This is a genomic window from Hydrocoleum sp. CS-953 (assembly GCF_002260545.1).
Lineage (GTDB): Bacteria > Cyanobacteriota > Cyanobacteriia > Cyanobacteriales > Microcoleaceae > Trichodesmium.
The window spans coordinates 1-6300 of record NZ_LGSU01001047.1 but is presented as its reverse complement, the minus strand read 5'-3'; the positions used below and the strand labels follow the sequence as shown (position 1 = coordinate 6300).

4 protein-coding genes and 1 pseudogene are annotated in these 6300 nt (G+C 35.3%); 3 read left to right on the top strand and 2 right to left on the bottom strand.

All coding sequences use genetic code 11. From position 1 onward, the window contains the following. Positions 1 to 1776: P-loop NTPase fold protein (locus tag AFK68_RS15380; RefSeq protein ID WP_094673549.1), on the bottom strand; the 1776-nt coding region annotated here is incomplete at its 3' end. Positions 1777 to 2100: 324 nt separating this feature from the next. Next, on the bottom strand, positions 2101 to 2835 hold the full coding sequence (locus AFK68_RS15375) for a hypothetical protein (protein ID WP_246844215.1): 735 nt from the start codon (positions 2833 to 2835) through the stop codon (positions 2101 to 2103). 212 nt (positions 2836 to 3047) lie between these two features. On the opposite strand from AFK68_RS15375, the gene AFK68_RS43480 reads away from it, so the two are divergent. The 3 genes and pseudogenes from AFK68_RS43480 to AFK68_RS45305 form a co-directional block, all read left to right on the top strand. Beyond that, a complete protein-coding gene (locus tag AFK68_RS43480; RefSeq protein ID WP_256386573.1) occupies positions 3048 to 3182 on the top strand; it encodes a hypothetical protein in 135 nt (44 codons plus the stop codon). A gap of 1320 nt (positions 3183 to 4502) precedes the next feature. Next, positions 4503 to 5240 (top strand): Rho termination factor N-terminal domain-containing protein (locus AFK68_RS15365; RefSeq protein WP_210407421.1); only part of this gene is annotated, 738 nt, incomplete at its 5' end. Positions 5241 to 5434: 194 nt separating this feature from the next. After that, positions 5435 to 5503, top strand: a pseudogene (locus tag AFK68_RS45305) (MerR family DNA-binding transcriptional regulator); the annotation flags it as partial. Between the last annotated feature and the right edge of the window lie 797 nt (positions 5504 to 6300).

Genomic DNA, 6300 nt, shown 5'->3' with positions numbered 1-6300 from the left:
TGGCTCATTTGACTGTTCTTGAGTATCTGTAGGAAAAACTACAGACAAATCTTGTAATAAACTACAGTTATTTAAAATTTGTGATTCACAAATTATCTTTTCTAACTCTTTGAGACTAATAATCTCACCTTCAATTACTAATTCATTAGCGAGAGCAGAATTCACCAAACTATGATATGTAGCCAAAAAATACACAGATTCCAAATTAGGTTTAATATGAATATTTTTCAACCTACCTTGGAAAATTTTTCTATATATTCTATAGCTAAGATTTCTAGCACTTCCCACCTCAGCAGCTCTCACTAAATATAAAGTTTGACACAAATTTTTATCCACAACTTTCTGACAAGCATTCATCGTATTATAAAAACTATTCATATTTGGATCTTCCGTCCAAACTACACCGATAATTTGTTCTTGATTTTGTTGTTGATAACTCAAAGAATGACTAGCATACTTCCCACTTAATAATTTAGTTTTTACCTCCTGACATTGTAAAGCATTTAATACTTCTTGTAACATTCTAATCAATTCTGGTGCTGCCAAATCAGTAATTTTGCTAATTTTTTTCTGAGTCTTCTTATACTTGTCTTGCCAAATCAATTTAAAAGTCGCCAATTCTGTTCCTGGTGTTAAATCTTGAGAATTTTCTGTATTATCTAATAATTTGCTTTTGTACTGCTCATATTCCTTACGTCCCAATTCTAATATATTCCGGGGTAGAGTTCTCCCCCTGGGAAACTTCTGTTCTAATATTTCTGTTGACAAAGGAAATATAGGTGATTTAGGCTTTGGTTTTGCCAGAGAATGCAAAGGATTTAAACGAGCAGCTAATATAGCTTCACCCTGTTCTAAAGTAATTGGTTTTAAATGAAAATCCCCCCCATTGACTCTAGCCTTATCTGCTGGTTGAATTAATGTAGCATTTTGTTTCCAGGTACTCGTAATAATACTAATAATTATCAGAAAATTTTGTGGATAGTGAGTATGAATACTAGAATTAACATTAAATAATGCTTGTAAATCTAAAGTTCCATTTAACAAGCGAGGAATATTATCAAGATTATCAAAACATAAAACAATAGGTTGAGATGCAGCCGAAATAACCCCCAAGTTAGTAATAATTTTTTGGGCCGAATCTTCAGAATCTATACTACTTTTAATACCCAAAGATTTTAGATCCCCCTCATCCAAATCATCCCCCCGTAACCACTCACAGGCAACAGCGCTATACTTGGGATCTAGTAGATGATAAAGGGCACTAAAAAAATCATTAGGATTATAAATCCCAGAAGGGTAAATTGTCTTGAGATTTCTAATGAATACTCTTCTTTCACCAATAATTTTTTCGAGCAAACTACTATTTTGGAAATCCAAGAGATTTTTAAGCCATAATAACAACTGAGAATCTGTTTTACCCTCCGGAGTTTTCATCAGACAGTCTACAGTTTGGCGCAAAATATGTCGCCAAATATAATCGCTATCAGGCCAAGGATCGATATAGGCAAAAAAAGCTTTAGTATTAAATAATTTTTTAATTCTCCCTAAAAGGTAACTTTTACCAGAACCAGAGTCACCCGTAAGTATCAAAGTACGAGGATGATGTTCCTGAGCAACTTGCTCGAGTACCCTTTCTATATCAGTAACAATATTTTGATGGATAGAATCAACATTCAGACTAGGATTTTGTTGCTCTTGCCAAAAATTAATAGTATAAAGAGTTACGGGATCGAAAGGATTAAGTTCTCTTTGAATAATCTTATCTATAGATGTCATACAATAAAATTGTTAATATTTTTGAGAATGGTTAGAGAATTACGATAGCAGATATAGCGCTACGCGCAAGGCGCGAATTCAGAATTCAGAAGTCAAAAGTTATCCCTGACTGACTTTGAGTATTTATAAATGTCCGCTTTTTGTAATTAGGGAAAACTAGGATTTTGCCATACAGGAAAATCAAATCAAGAGCAAGGGTTTTTCCTACTCCCTACTCCCTACTCCCTTTTTTTATAGTTAGGGAAGACTAGGATTTTGCCATGACAGGAAAATCAAATAAAAAGTAAGGGTTTTCCCTATTCCCTACTTCCTATTCCCTACTCCCTACTCCGTAATTATGAAAAACAAAGGTCCGCCAATATCTTGAGGGATACCTGCTTCAATTTGTTCTGGTGTGTAGTATCTTACCTCCTGGAGGGAACTTAATTCTATTTTGTTACTTCTTTCTAAACGGTAGAGTGCTTGTTCTAGTTCTGTTTGAGATAAAGGAGGTTGTAGTTTTTCTCGTAAATGAAAAATTGGTAAGTAGTTATCTGTACCTAGATTATGGTCTAAATCTCGAATCACAGCTAAAATCTCAGAATCGGTGGGTTTGTTGTCCGACAACCTCGAAGATATATTTTTCTCTTGCTTAGGGTAGTCGGGAGAAATGTTTGTCCGCATTAACTGGAGGTAATCACTTAACATTTTTAACGAAATTTCTTTTGCCGTACTTTGGGATGAATATTCTTGGCACAAAAATTGCTTTCCTTTTTCTGTTAGCCATACTTCTTTGATTTTTTGAGCAACAACTTCAATCAAACCTTCCTCTAGCAAATCTGTAATCACAGCTTGTCTATAGGTAGCATCTATACCAGTTTCCCCCGGAGCAATAGCACCCTTAGCAGTTGCCTTGAGAAATTTTAACTCTTCTTCAGTCAGTGAACTGGCAGCTTTTTTACTATCTAAGAGTAATTTTCCCTGGGGTGCTATATTAATTTTTGTAACCTCCCTGGTGAAATTTACTAACCCTTGATCGCAAAGTCGGTAACAGATTTCATCCCGTTCAGAAGCCTTCATTTCTTGCTCTAGCTGGATTTTACTAATAGACACTCGATAGTTTTTGTAGCCTAGTAATTTCAAAAGCAACTTAAGATATTTAATATTCATGTGATCGTCCGTTCCCCACTTGCAAAAATCAGCCAATTAATATTATTATTAATCAAATAGGTAAACCTTGACTATTTTGTGCAAAAAAGTTAAAAAATAACTTCAGGCAATTTAATCGAGTTATGCGATCGCGTCCTGACATGGCCAGAAAAAAATCTGCCATCAACCCACTCAGATCAGAACTATTGAAACTGAGTGCTATTCCTAAAGCTTTCTCTCAGGCAATGCCTAATCAAGTTGTAGGAGTAGAGTATTAATTTAAGAAATGCGGTCTGCTTGACCGTTGATGCCTGTGGACAGAGTGCTGCCGACAGTTCTGGTCGAAGCAGGAAGTAAACATTAAAATGTCGCTATATGACGTTTTATATCGGTTTTATAAAGCAGTGAATCAAAAAAAAGATACTTACGAGTAGCCTGCAGAGTCTTTTGACTTAAGAGAATAGTGGCAATTGACACCGTAAGCGTGAGCTGAGTAGTTTATATGTATAATGGCAATGTGGCCGTTTTGCCTGACGGCATACTTCGTAAACGAGCAATGTAGGAATCGTGGCGTTGACCAGATTTCCAGCTCGTAGTCGAGAATTCACGCGGTTTTAACTCGTGAAGTCTCAAAGCTAAAAATAGTATGCTAAAGTAGCCTTATAAAAATACAATCTGGGTAAGAGAAAAAAATTAGACTAAGGCATGGTAAAAACCAACAAGTTCAAATGTAAAGCTGGTAAGCTTACTGATGTATAAGCTTTTAGCCTAAGAATTCATCATAATTTCCCAGATTATGTGACCGTAAATCTGTTAGGCAACACTAGGAAGTTTACCAACTCTCACCACCTAATCCTATTTTGTCAAACTGGGATGAAATTATAATATTTCCAATACTTGGAATAGCAAAAAATATTGAATTTCTCCAAAGTGATAAAAAGGAGTAACAAAGTAGCTGTAATTCATTTCCTGCTGCCTATTAATAGTTCTGAACAATACCTTTATTTGATTTTAGGAGCTCAGGAAAGTTGTAAGCAAATGGTTTCATCAAAGCGAAAAGATCGACAAGAAGATTTACCAGCACAAGCAATAAGTTTGGAGTTGATTCCCATATCCAAAATTACTGTGCCAGAGTCTCAGGAGAGAGATATTTCTCCTGAAAGACATGAATCTCTATTTAAGATCCTTGCAGATCAAGGTAGTAACTTGATTCCACTGCTTGTCAGATTAAAGGAGAACTACGACACTCAACAGCAGTACGAAATTGTTCGTGGTGCTGATTGGTTTCAAGTTGCAAAAGAAATTGAAATCAAGGAACTATGGGCCTGGATTTATGAGATGACGGATGAACAAGCAGAAATAGCTAGAGCAGAGATGGAACAGTTAACTGAACTACCTATGCCTGAAACACCAAGCTTCGATCATCTACTGCAACAACTTAAGGTATCATTTGATCAAAAGGTAGATTCTCTCACCCAAAAAATCGATCGATCAATCAATAAAAATGAGGAGGTTCTAAAAAAACAAGTAAAATCTTTGCGAGAGGAAAGCATTGATATCAATCAAATTGACCAGCTCAAAAATTTGATTATAAACCNGAACTACCTATGCCTGAAACACCAAGCTTCGATCATCTACTGCAACAACTTAAGGTATCATTTGATCAAAAGGTAGATTCTCTCACCCAAAAAATCGATCGATCAATCAATAAAAATGAGGAGGTTCTAAAAAAACAAGTAAAATCTTTGCGAGAGGAAAGCATTGATATCAATCAAATTGACCAGCTCAAAAATTTGATTATAAACCTAGAAAATTCAGTTAACAATAAGGTAGAAACATTGGTAAGAAAAATCGCAAATTCAACAACTAACAAAACAACATCAGGAGTAAAAATGGAATTATTATCAAAACAGCTTGACGATCTCGATAAACAAATAGAGAAAAAACTGGCAGGAATGGTCAAAACAATGCAAGATATTGAAGATGACCTCAAAACTCAAGTATCAGCGGTTCGACGTCAATTGCAGGCTCTTTCAGAACTTGATTCTTCAGTTGAAGTAGAAGCTAAAACTGATACACAACCTAAGACAACGACTAAGAGTAAGCCAAGTTCTACAACGTCTAGATCTAAGGCAACTACTACAAAAACAACTACCAGGAAGACTAAAGCTGCAGTAGCTCCTGCAGAGCCAGAAGTTTCTGGTGATGACTACGATACCAAATCACTCAGACAACTAAAGAAAATTGCTCAAGAGCGGAAACTCCGTGGGTATGCGCGGATGAAACGCCCGGAAATTCTCAAGGCTCTCCGGGAAGCTGATGCTGCGGCTAGTTAGGGTGATCGGCAGTATTAAAATAATTAAGCGCTTAAGCAAAATTAATTGTGCATTAACTTCTGACTCTGTCAGGCTTAGAGACAAAATTATTTGTATATAATTTTGCACGACTGCTGAGACAAAGTTAGACATAACTAGATATCTATATGTGATACACTAGATTCATGTCTAACTTATTAACGGTATCTTAAGCAGCAGAAATGCTAGGAGTGTCAACAAAAACAATTAGACTATGGGAAACTGAAGGACGGATAAAATTATAGCGGTTTTCACAAAGGTAGACTACAAAACTTCTTTTGATGAATTTAGAATTTAGAATTCAGAATTATTAAATTAAGGAATTGTAGCGGTTTTCACAAAGGTAGACTACAAAACTTCTTTTGATGAATTTAGAATTTAGAATTGAGAATTTAGAATTATTAAATCAAGGAATTGTAGTGGTTTTCCATAAATGTTGAATACAAAACTTCTGCCTTCTACCTTGAAGCAAAAATCTCTGTACTCTATATTAATGAAAACTGCTATAATCCGTACCGAAGGCGATCGTATATGAAGAAAGACAGGACTTACGCATGGGAACCCAGAAACCCGGTTTCTCCTAGACATCCATTGTTCAAAACAATGATTTACCGTAGAAACCGGGTACGAAAGTGCGTAAGTCCTAAAAGAAAAACTATTGTCAGACTATATCATTCTTTCAAAAGTCCAAAGTCCAAGCCAAATATTACACCATATTTCGGACAAATGAGGTACAACTTGGAATACTAAAACTATTGTTGATATAAGTGTTATACCCAGCTTTTATGTTACTATCGCTGAATTGATTAACCAAGGCTATGATGCTTTTATTATTAATCGCAGAACAATCAGTAATAAATATAAAACAATAGAAGAGCTTCCATTAATGTATTCTGAATAGGGAAATAAACATCCTGGTTTAGACTGCTTTGTTTTTCCGAGAAACAGTTATGAAAATTATCAATTCAATCAAGCTTTTATTGGATCTATGCCTATTGGCTACACCATAGCAATTAATATGTTGTGCAATGCAAATAATTTT

What these genes read in the sequence shown, in the direction of transcription:
- AFK68_RS43480 (WP_256386573.1), top strand. Translation starts at nt 3,048, where the DNA reads ATGCGATCGCGTCCTGACATGGCCAGAAAAAAATCTGCCATCAACCCA.
- AFK68_RS15375 (WP_246844215.1), bottom strand. Translation starts at nt 2,835, where the DNA reads ATGAAGGCTTCTGAACGGGATGAAATCTGTTACCGACTTTGCGATCAA.